This is a genomic window from Pseudomonas sp. SP16.1 (assembly GCF_052682975.1).
Map to the genome: position 1 here is coordinate 30,890 of NZ_JBQYFZ010000002.1, position 16,356 is coordinate 47,245.

A 16,356-nucleotide genomic window follows, 5' to 3' on the forward strand; every position below is an offset into this window, starting at 1 on the left:
CGGGTAGTGTACATATGCGCAAGGCTTTTCAGTCAACGCCGCCTCTAGGTCGATTTCAATCCATGGGTGATCGGCTGATGGGCACCCCAGGGCTTAGCGATCATGCGGCCGCCGCAACTAAGATCTGGCAGGCCCGCGCCAAGGCCAGTGTCGCTCTCTGGAACCGCGAGAATCCCGACAACCTGACCACGATTGAGGCTTGGGCGGCGCGCTACCCGGTCGAGATTGTCCGCGAAAGCTCCACCGACCCCCAATCAGGCGCCCGGGCGCTGTCCCAGTTCGCCGGCGCGCGAGCCCGGACCGCTGACCTTGCCCGGCTTTTGCTCGCGCAGGAGGCGGAGGACTCGGGTATACCGGCCGAGCAGATTCGTCTGCAGACTGGCTGGCACCGGGGTGTCGATCGCGCTTGGCGATTCGAACTCGACGACTCCGAGGCCTGCCTGGGGCCCCAGGTGCTGCAGCGTCAGCAGCAGGCCTCCGCCGAACTGAAAGCCGCACTGGCAGCGTTCAACGCCCGTGCCGATCAGCTGCGATCGCAGGTGCGTGCGGGTGAGTTGTCGGCAGAAGCTGCCGAACAGGCCTATGAGGTAGCGCGTGCACCGGTGCTCGCGCTCCAGGATCGACTGCAACCGTTGCTGGCGATCGCTCCAGGTGCAATGCGCGGCCTGACCGCCGGCGCAACGCGGCGCCTGGATGAGGTGCTCTTCCATCCAGCACTGTTTGCGGCCTATCCCGAGCTGGCCGTGCTTGAGGTCCGTGGCTTCGACGCGGATCCGTTCGACGAGACGCAGGGCTACTTCGACGGCCGCACGCTGCACGTTCGGGTGGGCGGCACGACGGCCGATCACCAACTCGACGTGATCATCCACGAGCTGCAGCACACCATCCAGCACATAGAGGGGTTCGCCAACGGTGGGATGGTCGAGTATTTCAAGGACATCTCCCTAGTCGAGCCTCTGACGGCACCGATCACCAAGCGCCTGCATGAGCTGCTGGATTCTGATCCTGAATTCGGAAGGCTCAAGCGCCTGCAGCATCGAACCTTTTCGTCGATCATCGGCGCCTACGGCACCGACGCGGCGCGTGGGCGCGCCCTGGACTGGGATCAGGTGCCGGATGCCGATCGGGAGGCCTACTTCGGCCTGGGCGAGCAGCTGCAGGCCTTCGAGCAATACTGGGAGTACATGGATCTCGAAGACCAGCGCAGCCGCATCGAGCGCGACAGGCCGGTGCTGAGCGCTGTCGAGCAGTACCGGCGACTGGCGGGAGAAGTGGAAGCGCGCAACACCGTTTCGCGCCGGCGGCTCGATGCGGCCGCTCGGCAGGCCACCCCGCCAGAGCAGACCGAAGATATCGCGCGTGACCTGCAGTCCGTCGATATCCCCGGGCGCCGGCCGCGCCTGGCGGCCGACCAGGCCCCAGATGGCGTTCGTGTGCTGTCACAGTCTGCAGCCCTGCCCGCGGCGACCCTGCGCGAGATGAGCCTGCAGCGCTGGAGCACGGAGCGCCCCGCGCTGCGCGCGGCCGATGGAAGCCTGCAGGTGCTGTATCACGGCACGCAGGCGGGCGAAGCCCTGACGCACTTCATCCCGGGTGGCGTCGATGGCGTTCAGCTGACCGGTGATGCATACGGCGTGGCCAGCTACTTCACTTCCAGCCCGGGCGAGGCCAGCGCCTACGGCACCGACGGCGCGGTATTTCCGGTCTATATCCGCGGCGAGCTCCTGGACCTGGCGGCGCCGGAGCTGCCGGCCGAAGAGGTTGCCCGTCTGAGCGCATTTGCCAACGAGGTGCTGCTGCCGGCCGATCGCGCCCGCTTCCCGGTGGGCCGGCGTGAGCGCCGCTTCACCGAGGAGCAGCTGGAGGAAGCGAAGGCCTTCTTCCAGTCCTGCCGAGATAGCTGGCAGCGCCTGGGCGATGGCATGGAGCGGGCCAGGCCCGAGGTGGACAAGGACGGTGATGAGTTCATCGTCCGGTTCACTGACTTCGATGCCCAGGTCGAGATCCGCACCGGTGAGCAAGCGCACACGCTGTTCAAGGCGATCGGCTGGGACAACCTGCCGGCCGCCGGCTACGACGGCATGGTGATGACGCGCGAAGGCGGGCAGAGGTGGGTAGTCATGCACCGTCCAAGCGGCAACGTGAAAAGCGCGATCGGCAACTCGGGCGAGTTCAATGGCTTCGACCCCCACATCCTCCACCAGGTGGCCGGTGGTGGAGTCGAGCGAGGCCAAATCCGCTTTGGTCGAGACCTGTCCTTCCAGATTGCGTTGTTCGAGCATGCCGACGCGAGCACCTTCATCCATGAATCAGCGCATGCCTATCTGGAGATCCTCCGTGATATGGCCGCGCGCACCCGCGCCGCTGATTCGCAGCTGCGAAGGGACTGGCAGACCGTCAAGGAATGGCTCGGCATTGCAGCGCTTGGCGATAACGAACCCATTCCCGAACAGGCTCACGAGCAGTTCGCCCGCGGCTGGGAAGCGTACATGCGGGAGGGTATCGCGCCGAATGATGACCTGCAGGGCGTCTTCGAGCGCTTCAGCGAGTGGCTGTGCGAGATCTACCGGTCAATCCGGGATCTGTTCGTCGAGCTGACACCAGAGGTCGTTGAAGTCATGGATCGGATGCTCGATGCCGGCCTTGATCATCCGGCATTCGGGGAGGACATCAGCTTGGCCTAAGGGCCAGGCGAAAGGCAGGGGCCTTCGCCGAGTGGCTCAGGCCAGGCGTAGCCGGGCTTGGGCTCCTCGTAATTCGCGCAGGGAACGCCGGCTTTCTCCTCTACTGCGGCATGAAGCGCGGGCATGTGGGGGAGCAGCCAATCAGGGTAGGGAAGGAACGCCCTGACGTTCTCTGGGATCTCGGCGCACATGTTCCCTTCGCCCCAGTTGTCGTAGACGATGATGCCCAGGTTGCTGAAGGAGACCGTCGCGTAGAAGCAGTGGCAGCTGGTGGACGAAATGCCGCCATCAGCAGGGTCTCTCTTCTGCGAAGCGAGCATGAAGGGCTCGTCGACCACTTTGTAGTGGCTCAGCAGCGCATGGCTGATCTGCTGCAGTGGGTGCTCCCAGGTGCAGTGTTCCTGCCGGGTGAGGGCCTCAGTCTGTGCCTGGCTCAAGGGGAATTCCTCCTTGTTTTCAGTCAGCACCGTTGCCCATTTCCGCATTGCTTCGCGCACAGCGGCACTTTGCTCGCCAATCCTTCTCATTCGGTGCCTCCGGCTTTCTTGATCAGTACGGGGAGGGGGCTTCGAGATAGAGCGCAGGCTCGTTCTCTAGAAGCCTTGCGGCTATCGCGTCGCACGTCACAACGCGGCCCGCTTCATCTGTGAGTTGCGTCGGTACTGGGATGCAGTAGCCCTTCCGTCGAACGGCTTCCAGCAGCTCGATCCCCTGTGTGCAGTGCAAGCGGCCGGCAGCATCGAGCACGAACGCCGAGTCGTGCTCCAGGTTGCCGACCTTCAGGCCCCAGGTCAGTTCCTCGACGCGCGCCGGATCCGGCGTCTCCGCCGGCGCCGATACCTCGCCGAGGGCGAGGCTATCCAGCGCGGTGGCCACCATGATCGGTGCATCGCCAGGGCGGCCGGCGATCGCCTGATCGAAGCGCTCCTGGTGGGCGGCGATGACCCCCGCAGGTACTTCATGGCCGAGGGCGAGAGCCCGGACGGTCTCGCTGAAGTGCCACTGGAGTAGATCCTCGGTGAGGTACTGCTCAGCTGTGCGCGGCCAAGTCGACGAAAAATCTCGATGCCTCGCCGGAATCACCCGGACAGCGCCTGCTTCATGCAGGGCCTTCATCGTGCTCGCCGAGAACCCGATCGAGGTGTGGCCGACGTTGCCCATGATGGGCGACTGGCAGAAGTCATGGATGCGCACAGCCTCCTTGTCGGCCTGGAAGGCCTCTCGGAACGCGTCGACCAGGTGGTACTGCGGATTGGTTAGGTCTGGGTCTTCGCCGGTGCTGAAGTCGTGGGCTGCTGCTTCATCAGGGCGGGGGATCATCACCAGGCGCCCATACGGTGTGGCCGCCGCGGCAACCGCGACATATCGCCTGCTGCCGTCCGGCATCTGCTCGAATGAGGTCTTCACACGAAAATTTTCGTTGCCGTAGCCGTCACCGATGTAGCCGAGGCCTTCAAGGTAGCTACGGACCTCCTGAAAGGTGACCTTCTTGCCGGAGCTCCAGCTCTGGGCCCGGCCGATGTTGTCCTTCTTGTGCACCGTCGCCGTGGCGCCCAGCTGCTGCGCCACGTCCCAGGCGAAGCTCTGCTCATCAGGCGGGACGGGAGAATCAAGTTGGTGGCTGCTGATGGTGAAGCCGATGCTGGAGTACCAGCTTGGAATGTAGATCTGCGCGATGAGCGGCTGCTCAGCTGTCCAGAACACCTTGTCGTATCCGCCGGGGCGAGGCACAGGGTTTTGCCAAGGCTCGCAGCTGCCGTGGAACAGGGCGGTCTCAGCGAATTGGAGTGGGGTCAACAGCCAGGGCTCAGAGAAGCTCATGGGGGCACCTTGTGGCAATCAGAGGCCGTACGCCGGCGCGGGATCGGGCTGGTAGTCTTGCTCCGCTTCTGCCTGGCACTGCTCGACCAGGGCATCGAAGGCGATCTGCAGGAGCGGCTTGTGAGCCTCGGCCGATTGGTCGGTGTCCATCTGGTCGAAAGCGGTGACGGTATCGAACCAGGTGAAGAAGGCCTCGAAATTCTGGAATGCGAGCAGCTGGCGGACACCTTCGTCATGGCCATCGGCATCGAGCAAAGCCTGAAGCGATTCGATCATCTCCTCAAAGGAGGGGAGAGGTTCATCGGCGGGGATCTGTGCGGCCGCAGCCTCGTAGGCTTCGCGGTAGCGAACGTCAGACATGGCGACTCCTTTGGTCAGAAAGCACAGGAGCGGCACATGGCCGCCCCTGAGGTTCGTGGTGGTTAGCGAGAAGGGCCGGCAGGCTGATCCCAGTTGTCAGGGATGAAGTCCTTCGGTCGATTCCAGTCTTCCGGAACCGGTTCGCTCGCCATCAAGGTCTCGGCCTGGTGGCCGAACATCTTGCCCTGCTCGACGATCGCGTGCCGCTTGTCCATGGACTCGGAATGGAGATCCAGGGCGCGTTCGGCGTTCTGCTTGGCGTCGGTCAGTCGGCGCTCGATCTCGGCGTTGCCTGGATCGTTGCGCAGGTCGGTCTGCAGCATGTAGACGATGTTCTGCGTCTCACGCAGTTGACGCTCGGTATGGCCGAACTCAGCGCGCGAGGCTTTCTCGCTACGTGTCCAGTCTTCGAAGGCGGCGTCCACGTTGCTGTGGGTCTGGGTGATCGGGACCGAATTGATCTGCAGCAGGCTCATCAGATCGGTGCCGGCCCGAGCAGGCTCGGAGGAAGGGTTCTGAAGCGCCTGAAGCTCGGTCTGCTTCTGCTGCAGCTTGCGGGTGTTGTCGGCGATCTGCGACTCAAAGTCGGCGATGAGGCCCGGATGAACGCCCGGGGTGCTCTTGGCCTTGTCGAGGTTGGCTTGAAGGCCGCGGCCCACGTCCTTGGCGAGCTGAATCTCCCATTCGAGATCCAAAACTTTTTCGTCAGCCGGGCTGCGCGGCGTGGCAGCGGCTGGAATGGCGGTCTCACCGGCCTTGATCAGGTCGCCGAGCGGCGTCTGGTTATGGGTTCGGGCGCTGGCTTCTTTAAGCGCCGAGGTCAGCCTGCCGAGCACGGTGATGGCCACGGCGAGGGCCGGGGCCACCACGAATGCGGCTTTCATCAGGAAGCCAGACTTGGCGTTATCGTTGCTCAGCAGGCTTTGCACGAAGCCGGCCTTGCTGCCATTGCTCAGCTGGTCCTGCAGCAGCGTCAGACCCTTCCGCTTGAAGAGGTCGACCAATGCATTCGAGGTGGTGGACTTGTCCGGGCCATCCGGAGAGATGAGGTCGGCGCCCTTGGCTACCAGGCCCTGGAGGCGAGGGCTGTCTTTGAAAAGGCCAGACATCCGATTGAAGATGGCGCGGCTGCCGGTGTTCATCAGGGATTTCGTGATGCCCATACTCAGGCCTCCTGCGCTGCGGTCTGTTCAACCAGGTCGCAGAACTCGTCGAGGTTGACGATGGCAGCGACCACATCCGGTTCCTCGTCAGTTGCGCCGTCGGCCTCAACGCCTTTGAGCAGGGCGGTGTAGCTGGCGATGTAACTCAGGCTTTCAGCCTTCGATTCATCGGTCTCGCTGCTGCCCTGGATGAGCTCAGCGCAGCGCTCCAGGCGCTGAAGGCGTTTTGCGGTTTCGATTTGCATGGTTCACTCCTTGAGGTCGCTTATTTAGGTCCGGCTTCAAGATCGCTGGCAGGGTATTGCTGATCTGGCGTTTCGAATAGTTGGGCTGCCGCCTCCTGGCTCTGATCAGCCGGGGTGGGGGCAATCAGAGAAGCGAGAGGGGTTCCCACTGTGTTTGGTGATGACGAGCGCATTGCATCGGCAAGCTGCTGCACTTCGGGAGTCAGGAGGGCACGAACATGGGAATAGGCAGGGTCTTGAATCAGTTGCGGGATGATCTGCTGCAACTCTTGAGGGCTCATCACATCAAACATAACGCGAAACTGCCCTCGGAGATCTTCGACTGCCTCGTGACGCGATGGGCCGAACAGCTTGGCTGCAAGCGACGGATTGTTGATCCGTTCTGCCTTATTCTTGAGGTCACTGAGCGCTAAGTCCCAGCCTGCGCGAGTGTGGGCGTATCCCAGGTAACTCATCGTCGAATCCCCTAGGCCGCGCCGCGGATCTTGTAGTGGTGGCGCTCGCGTGCTTCCTGGCGTTGCTTGGCTTCGATGCACAGCGTGGCGGTGGGGCGCAGCAGCAGGCGCTGCAGGCCGATCGGCTCGCCCGTTTCCTCACACCAGCCGTAGCTGCCGTCGTGGATGCGCTCCAGGGCCTTGCTGATCTTGCGGCAGAGCTGCTCATTGCGCTCTGCCTGACGCAGCGCGTTGGTGCGCTCTTCTTCGGAACTGGCCCAGTCGGAGATGTCCGCGATGTTGGGGCGGTCCTGCATGGTCTCGCGCGCGTCGTGGTGACGTTGGCGAGCTTCTTCCAGCTCGGACTGCAGCAGGGTCTCGAAGAACTTCAGTTGGGTTTCCGACATGTACTGATCGGCCGGCATGGCGAGCAGTGCTTCGCGGGTGAGGGTCGACATGGGAGGCGTCTCCGTATCAGCGTGGTGAGGCCTGGCTCAACTCTTCGTTGAACAGGCACTCAGGTTCAGGGATTGGGGTATGAAGCAAGGCCGCTTGCGGGTGCCGCTGCAGCTCCTCGCAGAATGCTTCCAGGGCGCGGAGCAGAACTTGTCGGGATTGCGCGGCCGTAGCGGCGCCCGGAACTGAGTCCTCAATCACCTCACTGGCGACTGTCAGGGCGCGGTCACCGCGGCGGGTGCGAAGGCAGGCGCTGAGATGATCGGCGAGGTGCGTCGATGCGAGCGCTTGCTGCAGGACGCCTTTCGCCGCTGTGCGGGCTTCGCGGCTCGGGTAGCTGCCCAGGCCAGACAGGTGGAAGTTCACTTCGAGAACAGCATGTGGAACCAGATCTTCGTGCTGACCCAGATCTGCCGGGTAGGCAAGGTTCTTCTGGAAGTCGACGTAAACAACTTGTCCCCTCAGCCCCTCTGGCGTGTGGCCCGCCGCAAGCGCCTCGTCCGCAAGTGCGACGCCCACCGGTTGGTCGTCATTCAGCACGACCAATTCTTCAAATTCGGTGAGCGCGCCGGCTTGGTGCTGGTTGCTTCCTGGCAAGTATGCGTTGGGTTGCCTCATTGCTGCTCCTGCGGGCTTCTCGCATGTTTACAAATAGGATTGCGGTAATATAGCAGCGTTGTTTGAGATAAACAAAACCATAAGGACGGCCAGAAATTACCACTAATCCAACAATCGCCTTCCGCGCTCTCCGATCCCCTCTGTTCAACCGGGCAAACAGAGGTGGTGGGGAGGATTAGCGAGCATAGTTGGATTAGTGGTAATCCCCTCCCTGGCCCGGGCGGGCGCCCGGGATTCGATGTCGTAGGGTGTATGGCGCAAAAGCGAGGCATAAAGGCGCATCGTTTGGCATAACAATGCGCGGTTATGCATCAGAGTGACGGCTCGGCCGAATCTACGAGTTCAATGGACCGCTCCTGTAGAAGGATCTGTCCGGCGAGAAAGTCCGCGAATGCGGCCCCCATGCCGCTGCTGCTGATGAACTGGTGCATCTCCTCGGCGTAGTCCGCTGGATCGATGTGTCGTCCACGAAAAATTTCGTCGGCCGGCGTATCCGGGTTCATGCCTTCGGCTTCTGCGAGCAGCTGCAGGTTGACTCGCCCGTCCCCGCGTGCGCGGATGACCTCGCACCACACGTGACCCGCGCCGTTGGCTGCGAACCAGTCCCGCTCAGCTTCTGGCATTGACTCCTCTTCACCCTCAGCGAACAACTCCCATGCGGTTTCCCAGCGAGCCAGATCGGTCTCGTTTAGCCCTGGTAACGGCCGTGGAACACCGTCGTTGAGGCCTGGCTTTGCCTGGCACATGGACCTGAAGTCCGCATACTCGGCGTCGAGCAGGTAATCGGTCAGCGCGGTGACGTTCGGGGCGCGAGCGGCTGCAAGCGCCGCTGCATGGTCGATTTGATTGCTCATGTGGCTCATCCTCGGGGCTACAGACCGCTGGGAAGTGGCTGGTGGTCGAGACCGATCTCTTCCTCTCCCGGTGGAATCATGGAGTCGGCAAAGAGATCCATGGCGCCGATCCAGTTTTCGAGGCTGTGCCCGACGTTCTGCTCGGCCTGGTCGCGGGTTTCATAGGGGCCACGCCAGACCCCGGAGTCGCTATTCCCCCAGTCCGTGCACTGGAGGGTGGCGTAATACACCCGAATGCCTTTCTCGACGCGCGAGCCCACCGCGTAGTTGCCTTTGTGTTGCTCGTCGAGGCTGGTGACTGAAGGGCTGACTGCCTCGACCTGGATACAGTCTTCTTCGGCGGCAAGGATCGCCATGGTCTGAGCGTCACGCTCGGCAAGAGATTCGCTGGAGTAAGGCTTGGTGCTCCAGCGAAGTTCGAGCGGCTCCCCTGGCCGAGACTTCTCGATGCCTGGGTAGAAGCGATCTTCTATTCGGCCAACGAGGGGTACGGCGTTCGAGCCAGGCGCGGCGGTGCCGCGCGCGATGCGATCTCGGTAGCGCTCAGGGCGGTGCCGGATTTCGCTGGCTGAGGCGTTCTGGTTGCGAGTGGCATCAGCTGCATCCTGGAGTTTCCGGCGCATGATCAGTACCGCCCGAAACTGTCGTATTGATAGCCGCGGATGGTGCTGTTGACCTCGCGAGTCGCCTCTTGGGTTGCGCCTCGTGTAGCGGTGGCCATGCCGGAGCGCAGTCCCGCGGCCGGGCCGTTGGTGATGGCTTGCGAGATGCCCTGCAGGAGGGAGTTGCTCAGGATCCGCTTGGAGGCGCTCGCGGTGTAGGGCGCCTGATAAACAGGTGCCGGCGTGTACTGGTAACGCTGTTGAGTCTGGGAAGGCCGGTACTGCTGCGGCTGCTGGTACTGCGTATGGGGTTGCTGTTGATAGACCGGCTGCACTGCGCCGGCGGCGCCAGGTGTCACGGTCATCTCGACTCGACGGTTGGCCGCTCGCCCCTGGGCATTGTTGTTGTCGGCGATCGGTGCGCTGTCGCCAGCGGCCAGGACAGTCAGGCGATAAGGCTCCACGCCTTGGCTCTGCAGGTACACCGAAACCGCATTCGCGCGCAGCTGGCTCAGCTGCAGGTTGGACTGAGGCGTGCCGGTAGCATCGGCGTGACCGGTGATGATCAGGCTGCTGCCCGGATAGCGCTGCAGCGAAGCAGCCACTTCGTTGAGCGCTTGCTGTACCTGGGGAGTGAGGCGGTAGCTGCCGGTCTCGAAGGTGATGCTGTCGGGCAGCACAAGGTTGATCTTGTCACCGTCGCGCTTAACGGTGATGCCTGTCCCGAGCATCTTCGAACGCAGTTCGGCTTCTTGCTTGTCGACATACAGGCCGTAGCCGGCACCGCCCGCTCCACCCAGCACCCCACCAAGAAGAGCCCCCTGGGCTCGGTTGTCATGGTTGATGACTGCGCCGGCGACCGCCCCGGCAAGCGCGCCGATGCCGCCGAACTTCGCGGTGTTCTGGTAATCCTGCGGAATGCTGGAGCAGCCGGTAAGGATCGTGAGCATCAGGGCAGGGGTGATGAGCTTCTTCATTGGAGCGGTCTCCGCGCATGTTTGATGGGCAGAATTTACGCTTCGCTTGCGCTTTAGTCCAATGTTTTGCTATTGATATTGCGTTAGCAAACATTCAGGGCGCATAAGCCCGCACCGAAGGGGATACACCATGTGGTTCCGCAACCTGCTCATCTACCGCCTGACCCAGAACATCAACCTCGATGCCGAGGCACTGGAAGCCGCGCTGGCCACCAAGCCCGCGCGCGCTTGTGCCAACCAGGAGTTGGTGACCTACGGTTTTGTCGCTCCGGTCGGAAAGGGCCCGGACGCCCCCTTGGTTCATTCGACCAATGGATTTCTGCTGATCGCGGCCCGTAAGGAGGAGCGAATTCTGCCGGGCAGCGTGGTGCGCGATGCGCTGCAGGAGAAGGTCGAGGAAATCGAGGCCGAGCAGATGCGCAAGGTGTACAAAAAGGAGCGCGACCAGCTGAAAGACGAGATCGTCCAAGCCTTCCTGCCGCGCGCGTTCATCCGCAAGAGCGTCACCTATGCCGCAATCGACGTGGCCTCCAACCTTATCTACGTCGATGCCTCCAGCACCAACAAGGCTGAAGATATTCTGTCCACCATGCGCGAGGCGATCGGCTCCCTGCCGGTTCGTCCGATCAGCGTCAAAATCGCCCCGACAGCGACGCTTACCGATTGGCTCAAGACCGGCCAGGCCAGCGAGGGCTTTTTCGTCCTGGACGAATGCGAACTTCGCGACACCCACGAGGACGGCGGGGTGGTCCGCTGTAAGCGGCAGGACCTCACCAGTGAAGAAATTCAGCTGCACCTTTCCTCCGGTAAGCAGGTCACTCAACTGGCGATCGCGTGGAGCGACAAGCTGTCCTTCGTGCTCGACAGCAAGCTGGCGATCAAGCGCCTGCGCTTTGAAGACCTCCTGCAGGACCAGGCCGCGCAAGATGGTGGCGACGATGCTGCCGGCCAACTCGACGCAAGCTTCAATCTGATGATGCTCACGCTGCAAGGGATGATGCCGGCGCTGCTGGAGGGCTTCGGCGGAGAGGAGATCCCGCAGGGCCTGGGCACCGAAGCGCCGGCATCGGTTGAGACGGACGATCCGCTCTACGACCAGGCTGTTTCGTATGTTCTCACTTCGCGTCGAGCAGGGGTCTCGGCTGTTCAGCGCAGTCTCAGCATCGGCTACAACCGTGCGGCGCGCTTGCTGGAGTTGATGGAGGCCGCCGGCGTTGTCAGTGCGGCTTCAGCGGAGGGCCGGCGCAGCGTGCTGATGGCGCCGCCGGCAGCTCAGGTGGCCTGAAATGAGTGACCTGTTCTGGCGTGGGGTAGCGTGTGCATTGGCACGCTACCCCCGGTTGCTCAATCGGCTGCTTCAGGTCGCCTATCGGAACCCGTACTTCCACCTTCCGGGATACATGGAGCGCTGGTGGTTATTGCCTGCCCCTCCGAAAGAGGACGAAGCGCACGACTATCCTGGCGCATTGCCGCGGCTGACTCGGCTGGCTAACAGGCTGGGGGTGGCGGCGCGATTCCATCGCATTCTGCGTGCAGATCAAGGCCGGCACGGGCATTCGCATCCGTGGCCGTTTCGAACGCTGATCCTGCAAGGCTGGTACATCGAAGAAATCTACAACCGCACCGGCGAACTTGTTGGTGAGCGCCGGCTCCGTGCGGGGATGACTGCATACAAAACCCCGGATGAGTTTCACCGGATCCGTGCGATATCTCCGGGTGGCGTCCTCACGCTTGTCATTCATGGTAAGCCGACGGGGAAGGGGTGGTTCTTCAACCGTGGTGGTGAGCTGATTCCATGGCGCGTTTATCTCGGGCTGGAGCGTAAATCATGAGTATTCCTGAGGATGTCATTGTGCTCGACGAGATGCGCTCTAAGGTGTACCAGGATCTTCGCCAGCTTTCCTTGCGAATGCCTGTCGGCGTGAACATTGAGTCATGCACTATCGCTGGTCAGCCCACTGGCCAGGGTTCGCTCTTTGATCCTCCCGCGGCGGACGTGGTTGCCGGTTATGAGTGGCCGACGGGTAGCGGGCGGTGCCTGACGGTTCAGCAGCTGATCGACAGCTGCCCCGTTGGCAGAGAGGGTGATCAGATCCCGGTAACGGGGCTCGATCGATACAACAAAGGCGCGCCTTTGGCGGTCGCGCGGATCTTGGCTGTCAGCCTCGGACGCCTGGAGGACATTTCAGATGACGAGATCCACGCTGAAGGCTATGCGAACTGGACGGAGTACGCGTTCCACTGGAATCAGCGCTACCCAAAGGCCCCCTGGGATCTGAATCCGCTGTGCTGGATTATCCGGGTCGTCCAGGGGTGAAGAAAAAAGGCCGGCTGATGCCGGCCTTTTCCGTTGTCACTGCTTTGCCAGTTCCTGCTCGAACGCGTCAGCGAGCTCGTCGTCAGTCACGTAGTCCGGGATCATGTTGCGCAGGCCCTGCATTGCGCGGCCGCACTCAGGGGACCCATGACGAAGGCCATCGGAGAGTGCCGGCTTGAGCATGTTCACCGCGCCTACAAAGCCGGTGTACTGGCCGACCGCATGCCCCTCGAAGAAGCCTTGCTGTCTGCCGGCCTCCAGCCCTTTGGCAAAGGCCGCCTTCGACGCATCACGCGCGAAGCGATCGAACAGTTCGTCAATTTCATCTGGTTTCATAGGATTCTCCATCCATTTCAAGTTGGATCGCGCCCCGATGCATCAGCGTAACCCAGCTTGCAATCAGGCCTTGAAAGCATAGCGCCGCGACTTGCGGCCGACCAGCGCGAGGGAGTGAGATGCTCTTTTTAGCCCAGGCATTGCATCGCAATGCCTGGGGCCCCGCGGGAGCGCTCAGGTTGTGCCTGCTGCAGATCCACTGTTGCCGAGCGCTTGAAGAAGCTGTCCTGCTTGAGCCTCAAGCATGTGCATGGCCACCTGGCCCACGTTGCGGGCATCGTCGATGCCCCGATGATGAGTGCCAACCCATTCAAGCTGCAGCTGGCGGGCGGCCTGGCGCAACCCAACCATCTTGGACCTGTGCTCCTTGGCAAAGCATCTCTTCAGGTTGATGTGTCTCGCCGGCGGTAGAAGCGGCGCAAGCCCATGAAGCTGCCCGTCCTTGATCAGCTGGTTTCGATCGTAGTTCCCCCAGGAGCACCAGAGCCACTCATCTCCGAAGGGCTGGAGGAAGTCATTGACGGCGGCCAGGACATCCAAATACCCAGGGGCCGAGTCCACATCCCGCTGAGTGATCGTGGTGAGCTCCATGCAGAAAGGGGTGAGTAATGGCTTGATCGTCGGCCGTATGAAGCTGCTGAATTCAGCAACAGGCTCGCCCTTGGCCAGGTCAAGCATGACGGCGCCGATCTCGATAGCTTCCATGAACTGCTCGAAGCCTGGGCTGCTGTCGCAAGTAGCCTCCAGGTCAACGCACAGCAGGTAGCGTACCCCCATCTTCATATCCTAGATGCCCATAAACGTGTACTCTCAGGCTAGCAATAATACACAAAGATCAACGGATTCGATCAGATGGCTGCGGTGGATACGGCCCGTGTAGACCCGGTGGCGATAATTGAGGTGCTTGAGCAGATCGAGCACTTCAAGTCGGCGCTGTGCGCGTGGAATACAGCTCACCAGGAGTTGTTTGCCGGCGCGCAGGCCAGCCATCGGGGCGGCTGGATTTCCGGTGCCCGCGGCCTTCAGCCGTTCCAGCCGAACGAGGCGATTCCTGATGATCTGCGCCGCGCTCTATGTGGCCTTGAATCAGACGAGCCAAGCTTCTTCCGCGCCAGTGGCCCTGTTTTTGTCGGTGGTGAGCTGGCAAGCCTGGTGCAGCAAGCACACCAGACTCGGGTTGCCCTCGATGCTGCCAGCAGGCCGCTGCGCCGATTGCGCGCTGGCTTGCTGGCCCGCCTTCCTCAAGGCGGGGAGATCGGTGGCGGCAACCTGCAGCACTGGCTCAAGCTCAAGCCGCACCAGAGCATATGGCGCGCTGTCACTGCGACATGCGGTGTTCCTCGCCTGCAGATCAGGTATGCGGTTCGGCCGCTTCTGCTCGCCGGCGCACAGCCGGTTCTTCCGCGCAAGGCCTCGTTCAGTCTCACTCCGCACCGGGTCATCAGCCGTCGGCATCCCGAAAAGGTTCTACGGGCACTCGAAGAGCAGCTTGAATCCGCTGAACGAGCGGATGCGGCCAGGCGAGACCTTGACCGATTGGCTTCTCTGCTTCGCGCACCAGTTCAGCCAGACCTGGCCTACATCTACAGCGGAGACATCATCCACCATGTCAACTTCACCTGGGGCGATGGCAGTCGCCGCAAGGTGAAGACATCGCTTCCGCTGTTCTGGTGTGGCCCACCGATAGACATCCCTCCGCCGGATCCGGCAGCCGTGCCTCGGCGCCGCCGGTCGGATATCAAGTACAGCAATGTCCCGATCCTGGAAACCCTGCCGATATACGGCTCCATCAAGGGTGTCGATAGGTTGAGCAGTTCCACTGCGCAGCCGGTCGACCGCCCGGTCATGATTTCCGACTAAAGTCGGAATGACGGAGCGGCATGGATCGGTTTCTTTGAATGTGGCGGTTTTACAGCGCCAAACATTTGTAACAAATCGAATTTTTGAATTTATAAGCTTGTTAGAATGTGAGACAGTTCGCACATGGCAAACAGCCATCACTGTCCGCTCCTAGCAGTTTTGAAGCGCCTCTTTATGGATAAAGTATTACCGGTCAGCACCAGGGCCTGGCGCGAAGCTGCTGAACAGCGCTTTGCGAACGAAACAAGCTCTTCCGCACGTTTCACCGCGTACACCAATGACAACTGGATTGCCGCAGAGCCCCCTCTGAAGGCATCGGGAAGCTGCTGGGGCAATGTCCTGGTGCAGTCACCGATTGCTGATGAGGCGGCGCATGATGCCTGGCCGTCTATTCGCTTCCTGTCGACTTCCGGGACCGTTGTGTGGGTGTCTCGCCCAGATGAGCACGGCATCGGACTGAAGCTGCACGACGATGAGTCGAAGGAATTTTTCGTCTCTTTGCCCGTGGCGCATGACGCATTCGCTTTCGGCGAGCGGATCTCCATCGTGCATGCGATCCACCCCGCCACGGCGCCATTGCACCTGGCCAGCGTGAATCTGACGAAGGGGGAGTGGTGGGAGCACCAAACGTCCCGCGGTGTCGCCAACTTCTTCGACGTTGACTCGCCGGCCTTCAGCGATCGGATGGATGCGCGCATCCGCGATCTGATCGGCTCAATGGCGCCTGGGGCGCCGATGAAGCTTGTAGGTGCCAGGGCGAATCTGCGGCTTGCTTGAGTAGAAAGACCAGGGGCTACCTGGCCTTTCTTCGGTGCGTGGGCTAGGTCAGAGCCTGCTTTATCTGGTCAACGCTCTTGGCCATGGAGACCAGCGAGTCCTTGAGCTTCTGCACTGAAGCGCTATCTGCTGGGTAAAGCTGCGGGTTCTTCTCGATCGCTTCGAGGGTTTTGGCGCGCGAGCTCATCAGGTCATCAATGCTCTGCTGTAGCCCTTGCTCAAGATCCTTGGCGGCCAGGGGTGTAATGGTGCCTGTCAACATCGGCGGAATGCCCGCGATGACCCACATCGGATTGATCCCGGCTTTCATCAGCGATTTCAACTCCTTGGCGCTTGGGTCTGAAAACTCCGTTTCCAGCCGCTTGAGCCTGACCAGGCCGATTTCAGGGCACATTGAACACAGCTCTGACTGGGTTCGGTGCAGGGCATAACGTGCTAATTCTATGCGCTTGCCTGGTGTCGAATTGTCAGCCGATTCGCCGGGGGCAGGAGCGAGTTGGATCACTGTCTGCACGTTTGCTTGGATCGCCTCGCCGAAAGCGGTGGACTTGAGAGCATCTCGCTGTCCGGTTGCTTCATCTGCATTCGAGGTTTCAGCTGGCAGCATGGCTTCAGCCGTGCGCCAATTCTTGAATGCGTGCGAAGCGGCTACTGCCTCCAGGGCTTGCGAGTGAGTTATCTCAATGCCTTGGCTGGAGAAGTGTGCGCGCAGGAGTTTTGCCTGCGACTTGAGAGATTTAGTCGTGTGCATGGTGTGCCTCTACGATACTGGCGCGCATGAGAGCGTGTCGCTCCCTCCGTTACGACGTGCCAGCCGTTAAGACCACCACGAAGAGAAGAGCTTGCTTTCGC

20 protein-coding genes and 1 pseudogene are annotated in these 16,356 nt (G+C 61.7%); 7 read left to right on the forward strand and 14 right to left on the reverse strand.

What is annotated here, in order from left to right; all coding sequences use genetic code 11:
- The first annotated feature begins 62 nt into the window (after window positions 1-62).
- The gene (locus ACUTAF_RS24530; RefSeq protein WP_445582538.1) at window positions 63-2,684 is read left to right on the forward strand and encodes an LPD23 domain-containing protein; all 2,622 of its coding nucleotides are present in this window, start codon (window positions 63-65) and stop codon (window positions 2,682-2,684) included.
- Here ACUTAF_RS24530 and ACUTAF_RS24535 read toward each other — a convergent pair.
- From ACUTAF_RS24535 to ACUTAF_RS24585, 11 genes are all read right to left on the reverse strand, one after another.
- Window positions 2,681-3,211, reverse strand: a complete 531-nt coding sequence (locus ACUTAF_RS24535) for a hypothetical protein (protein ID WP_445582539.1) — start codon at window positions 3,209-3,211, stop codon at window positions 2,681-2,683. The genes ACUTAF_RS24530 and ACUTAF_RS24535 overlap by 4 nt on opposite strands.
- A 22-nt stretch (window positions 3,212-3,233) precedes the next feature.
- Window positions 3,234-4,505 carry a hypothetical protein gene (locus ACUTAF_RS24540; protein ID WP_445582540.1) on the reverse strand — a complete coding sequence of 424 codons (1,272 nt, stop codon included), beginning with the start codon at window positions 4,503-4,505 and terminating at the stop codon, window positions 3,234-3,236.
- Between the two features lie 18 nt (window positions 4,506-4,523).
- Window positions 4,524-4,865, reverse strand: coding sequence for a hypothetical protein (locus tag ACUTAF_RS24545; RefSeq protein WP_052161955.1), 342 nt, complete (start codon window positions 4,863-4,865; stop codon window positions 4,524-4,526).
- Between the two features lie 62 nt (window positions 4,866-4,927).
- Window positions 4,928-6,028: a hypothetical protein gene (locus tag ACUTAF_RS24550; protein WP_445582541.1), complete on the reverse strand. Its 1,101-nt coding sequence runs from the start codon at window positions 6,026-6,028 to the stop codon at window positions 4,928-4,930.
- Between the two features lie 2 nt (window positions 6,029-6,030).
- Window positions 6,031-6,273, reverse strand: coding sequence for a hypothetical protein (locus ACUTAF_RS24555; RefSeq protein WP_311188706.1), 243 nt, complete (start codon window positions 6,271-6,273; stop codon window positions 6,031-6,033).
- 20 nt (window positions 6,274-6,293) lie between these two features.
- The gene (locus tag ACUTAF_RS24560) at window positions 6,294-6,728 is read right to left on the reverse strand and encodes a hypothetical protein (RefSeq protein ID WP_311188705.1); all 435 of its coding nucleotides are present in this window, start codon (window positions 6,726-6,728) and stop codon (window positions 6,294-6,296) included.
- Between the two features lie 11 nt (window positions 6,729-6,739).
- Window positions 6,740-7,165, reverse strand: coding sequence for a TraR/DksA family transcriptional regulator (locus ACUTAF_RS24565; RefSeq protein WP_073666219.1), 426 nt, complete (start codon window positions 7,163-7,165; stop codon window positions 6,740-6,742).
- 16 nt (window positions 7,166-7,181) lie between these two features.
- Window positions 7,182-7,781, reverse strand: coding sequence for a hypothetical protein (locus ACUTAF_RS24570; RefSeq protein ID WP_311188703.1), 600 nt, complete (start codon window positions 7,779-7,781; stop codon window positions 7,182-7,184).
- Between the two features lie 311 nt (window positions 7,782-8,092).
- Window positions 8,093-8,635 (reverse strand): hypothetical protein, encoded by a 543-nt coding sequence (locus tag ACUTAF_RS24575; protein ID WP_311188701.1) that lies wholly within the window; start codon window positions 8,633-8,635, stop codon window positions 8,093-8,095.
- A 17-nt stretch (window positions 8,636-8,652) separates the two neighbouring features.
- Window positions 8,653-9,258: a hypothetical protein gene (locus ACUTAF_RS24580; protein ID WP_311188700.1), complete on the reverse strand. Its 606-nt coding sequence runs from the start codon at window positions 9,256-9,258 to the stop codon at window positions 8,653-8,655.
- Between the two features lie 2 nt (window positions 9,259-9,260).
- A complete protein-coding gene (locus tag ACUTAF_RS24585; RefSeq protein WP_311188699.1) occupies window positions 9,261-10,214 on the reverse strand; it encodes an OmpA family protein in 954 nt (317 codons plus the stop codon).
- Window positions 10,215-10,344: 130 nt separating this feature from the next.
- On the opposite strand from ACUTAF_RS24585, the pseudogene rdgC reads away from it, so the two are divergent.
- The 4 genes and pseudogenes from rdgC to ACUTAF_RS24605 form a co-directional block, all read left to right on the forward strand.
- Window positions 10,345-11,262, forward strand: a pseudogene (gene rdgC / locus ACUTAF_RS24590) (recombination-associated protein RdgC); the annotation flags it as partial.
- A complete protein-coding gene (locus tag ACUTAF_RS24595) occupies window positions 11,260-11,499 on the forward strand; it encodes a DNA translocase FtsK (RefSeq protein ID WP_279649062.1) in 240 nt (79 codons plus the stop codon). The pseudogene rdgC and the gene ACUTAF_RS24595, both read left to right, overlap by 3 nt.
- Before the next feature lies 1 nt (window position 11,500).
- Window positions 11,501-12,046: a hypothetical protein gene (locus ACUTAF_RS24600; protein ID WP_279649019.1), complete on the forward strand. Its 546-nt coding sequence runs from the start codon at window positions 11,501-11,503 to the stop codon at window positions 12,044-12,046.
- Window positions 12,043-12,531, forward strand: coding sequence for a hypothetical protein (locus ACUTAF_RS24605; RefSeq protein ID WP_279649020.1), 489 nt, complete (start codon window positions 12,043-12,045; stop codon window positions 12,529-12,531). The genes ACUTAF_RS24600 and ACUTAF_RS24605 overlap by 4 nt, the downstream gene beginning before the upstream one ends.
- 36 nt (window positions 12,532-12,567) lie before the next feature.
- On the opposite strand, the gene ACUTAF_RS24610 is transcribed toward ACUTAF_RS24605, so the two are convergent.
- Window positions 12,568-12,867: a hypothetical protein gene (locus ACUTAF_RS24610; RefSeq protein WP_034023994.1), complete on the reverse strand. Its 300-nt coding sequence runs from the start codon at window positions 12,865-12,867 to the stop codon at window positions 12,568-12,570.
- 174 nt (window positions 12,868-13,041) lie between these two features.
- On the reverse strand, window positions 13,042-13,644 hold the full coding sequence (locus tag ACUTAF_RS24615) for a 3'-5' exonuclease (protein WP_445582542.1): 603 nt from the start codon (window positions 13,642-13,644) through the stop codon (window positions 13,042-13,044).
- 75 nt (window positions 13,645-13,719) lie between these two features.
- Here ACUTAF_RS24615 and ACUTAF_RS24620 point away from each other — a divergent pair, with 75 nt between their 5' ends.
- The gene (locus ACUTAF_RS24620) at window positions 13,720-14,727 is read left to right on the forward strand and encodes a hypothetical protein (protein ID WP_311188697.1); all 1,008 of its coding nucleotides are present in this window, start codon (window positions 13,720-13,722) and stop codon (window positions 14,725-14,727) included.
- A 174-nt stretch (window positions 14,728-14,901) separates the two neighbouring features.
- The gene (locus ACUTAF_RS24625; protein WP_445582543.1) at window positions 14,902-15,504 is read left to right on the forward strand and encodes a hypothetical protein; all 603 of its coding nucleotides are present in this window, start codon (window positions 14,902-14,904) and stop codon (window positions 15,502-15,504) included.
- Window positions 15,505-15,547: 43 nt separating this feature from the next.
- Here ACUTAF_RS24625 and ACUTAF_RS24630 read toward each other — a convergent pair whose 3' ends face one another.
- Window positions 15,548-16,255 (reverse strand): glyoxalase superfamily protein, encoded by a 708-nt coding sequence (locus ACUTAF_RS24630; protein WP_088192493.1) that lies wholly within the window; start codon window positions 16,253-16,255, stop codon window positions 15,548-15,550.
- Window positions 16,256-16,356: the final 101 nt, after the last annotated feature.

Coding starts and splice junctions, on each gene's coding strand:
- ACUTAF_RS24600 (WP_279649019.1), top strand. CDS start 11,501: ATGAGTGACCTGTTCTGGCGTGGGGTAGCGTGTGCATTGGCACGCTAC.
- ACUTAF_RS24605 (WP_279649020.1), top strand. CDS start 12,043: ATGAGTATTCCTGAGGATGTCATTGTGCTCGACGAGATGCGCTCTAAG.
- ACUTAF_RS24540 (WP_445582540.1), bottom strand. CDS start 4,505: ATGAGCTTCTCTGAGCCCTGGCTGTTGACCCCACTCCAATTCGCTGAG.
- ACUTAF_RS24625 (WP_445582543.1), top strand. CDS start 14,902: ATGGATAAAGTATTACCGGTCAGCACCAGGGCCTGGCGCGAAGCTGCT.
- ACUTAF_RS24610 (WP_034023994.1), bottom strand. CDS start 12,867: ATGAAACCAGATGAAATTGACGAACTGTTCGATCGCTTCGCGCGTGAT.
- ACUTAF_RS24575 (WP_311188701.1), bottom strand. CDS start 8,635: ATGAGCAATCAAATCGACCATGCAGCGGCGCTTGCAGCCGCTCGCGCC.
- ACUTAF_RS24570 (WP_311188703.1), bottom strand. CDS start 7,781: ATGAGGCAACCCAACGCATACTTGCCAGGAAGCAACCAGCACCAAGCC.
- ACUTAF_RS24565 (WP_073666219.1), bottom strand. CDS start 7,165: ATGTCGACCCTCACCCGCGAAGCACTGCTCGCCATGCCGGCCGATCAG.
- ACUTAF_RS24550 (WP_445582541.1), bottom strand. CDS start 6,028: ATGGGCATCACGAAATCCCTGATGAACACCGGCAGCCGCGCCATCTTC.
- ACUTAF_RS24615 (WP_445582542.1), bottom strand. CDS start 13,644: ATGGGGGTACGCTACCTGCTGTGCGTTGACCTGGAGGCTACTTGCGAC.
- ACUTAF_RS24620 (WP_311188697.1), top strand. CDS start 13,720: ATGGCTGCGGTGGATACGGCCCGTGTAGACCCGGTGGCGATAATTGAG.
- ACUTAF_RS24630 (WP_088192493.1), bottom strand. CDS start 16,255: ATGCACACGACTAAATCTCTCAAGTCGCAGGCAAAACTCCTGCGCGCA.
- ACUTAF_RS24580 (WP_311188700.1), bottom strand. CDS start 9,258: ATGCGCCGGAAACTCCAGGATGCAGCTGATGCCACTCGCAACCAGAAC.
- ACUTAF_RS24560 (WP_311188705.1), bottom strand. CDS start 6,728: ATGAGTTACCTGGGATACGCCCACACTCGCGCAGGCTGGGACTTAGCG.
- ACUTAF_RS24585 (WP_311188699.1), bottom strand. CDS start 10,214: ATGAAGAAGCTCATCACCCCTGCCCTGATGCTCACGATCCTTACCGGC.
- ACUTAF_RS24555 (WP_311188706.1), bottom strand. CDS start 6,273: ATGCAAATCGAAACCGCAAAACGCCTTCAGCGCCTGGAGCGCTGCGCT.
- ACUTAF_RS24530 (WP_445582538.1), top strand. CDS start 63: ATGGGTGATCGGCTGATGGGCACCCCAGGGCTTAGCGATCATGCGGCC.
- ACUTAF_RS24535 (WP_445582539.1), bottom strand. CDS start 3,211: ATGAGAAGGATTGGCGAGCAAAGTGCCGCTGTGCGCGAAGCAATGCGG.
- ACUTAF_RS24545 (WP_052161955.1), bottom strand. CDS start 4,865: ATGTCTGACGTTCGCTACCGCGAAGCCTACGAGGCTGCGGCCGCACAG.